Below are 1777 nucleotides of genomic sequence, written 5' to 3'. Positions count from 1 at the left end.
GCTCGCCGGTGCGGCACCGGTTCGCCCGGCTGRGCATCCGGGCCCGGCTGCTGCTCGTCGGGATCGCCGGCCTCGCCGCTGCCCTCCTCATCGGTGGTCTCGTGCTCTACGCGGTCCTCACCGCCTCGCTCGGTCGCTCCATCGAGGGCTCGGCCCGGGCCAGCGCCCAGCAGGTGGCCCTGCTCGTCGACTCGGGGCGCATGCCCGACCCGGTGCCGGTCTCCGGGTCCCAGGTCGTCCAGGTCCTCGATCCCCAGTCACGCGTGGTGGCCGGGTCGGCGACGGCGGACCGGCTGACCTCCCTCGTGACGCCCGACGAGCTGCGGCGCGCCCTCGCCGGCGAGCAGGTGATCGTCCCGGGCAGCCGTTCCGGCCTCTCGGGCCGACTGCAGGTCGCGGCCGTTCCAGCCGGAGCGGCCGTGGCAACCGGCCGCGAGTACGCCGTGGTCGCAGCGGCGCCCACCGGGGACATCGAGCAGAGCGCCAGGACGCTGCGCACCCTGCTGCTGTGGATCTTCCCGCTGCTGCTCGCAGTCCTCGCCGTCATAGCCTGGCGCGTCATCGGTGCTGCCCTGGCCCCGGTCGAGGCGCTCCGACGGGGCGCCGAACAGATCGACGAGTCGTCCTCGGAGAGCGAGCGACTGCCGGTGCCACCGACGCGGGACGAGGTCAGCGCGCTGGCGACGACGCTCAACGCGATGCTGGATCGCATCACGGTCGCTCGGCGGAAACAGCGCTCGTTCATCGCCGACGCCGCCCACGAGCTGCGCAGCCCGCTCGCCAGCATGCGCACCCAGCTCGAGGTGGCTCACCGGCTCGGCGAGGGCGGTGACCTGCCGGTGGGGCTGCTGGCCGAGGTGGACCGCCTGACGGTGCTCGCGGACGACCTCCTCCTGCTGGCGCGTGCAGAGGACGCGGCCACGCCCCGCCCCTCCTCCGGGGTCGACGTCACCGCGCTCCTCGCCGACGTCGCCGACCGCTACGTCGCCGCTCGGGTCCCGGTGCGTACCGCGCCCGGGCTCGCTGGTCGCCGGCTGCGGACCCTCGCGCCTGCCGTCGACGCGACCCGAGCCCTGACGAATCTCGTCGACAACGCGGTCCGGCACGCGCGCAGCCTGGTCGTCCTCGACGCCACGGCGGTGGGACACCAGATCGAGGTGACCGTCACCGACGACGGGCACGGCATCCCGATCGAGGCCCGCGACCGGGTCTTCGACCGGTTCATGCGGCTCGACGAGGCCCGTGACCGGGACAGCGGAGGCAGCGGACTGGGTCTGCCGATCACGCGGGCGCTGCTGCGGCGCAACGGTGGCGACGTGCGCCTCGAGGACGCCGGACCGGGAGTACGAGCCGTGGTCTGCCTTCCGCCGGACCGCTGACCCGATCTGCCCTACGGTGGAGCGATGGCGTCGGTGAGACAGGTCCAGGTCACTTTCGACTGCGCAGCACCTGAGCGCGTCGCTCGCTTCTGGTGCGAGGTGCTCGGCTACGTCGTGCCTCCCCCGCCGGAGGGGTACGCCTCGTGGGAGGAGCTCGACCGGGAGCAGCCGGCGGAGCGCCAGGGTTCGGCCTTCGCCTGCATCGACCCCACCGGGGTGGGTCCCCGACTCTTCTTCCAGCGCGTCCCGGAGGGCAAGGTCGTCAAGAACCGGGTGCATCTCGACGTCCGGGTGGGCACCGGCCTCGTGGGCGAGGAGCGTCTGGCCACGCTCGAGGCCGAGTGCGCACGACTCGTGGCGCTCGGCGCCGTGCGCGAGCGGCTGATGCGCGCCGACGG

At 73.8% G+C, this 1777-nt stretch carries 2 protein-coding genes; both read left to right on the top strand.

The annotated features are described in order from the left end of the window. Nucleotides 1-1379 (top strand): sensor histidine kinase (locus AC1DP0_RS21570; RefSeq protein ID WP_478088572.1); only part of this gene is annotated, 1379 nt, incomplete at its 5' end. 24 nt (nt 1380-1403) lie between these two features. Further along, nucleotides 1404-1777: VOC family protein (locus AC1DP0_RS21565; RefSeq protein WP_478088569.1), on the top strand; the 374-nt coding region annotated here is incomplete at its 3' end.

It is taken from the genome of Terrabacter sp. P5_B1, assembly GCF_056400505.1.
Note: the sequence above shows the minus strand (reverse complement) of the source record. Positions and strands in the feature narration are given on the sequence as shown.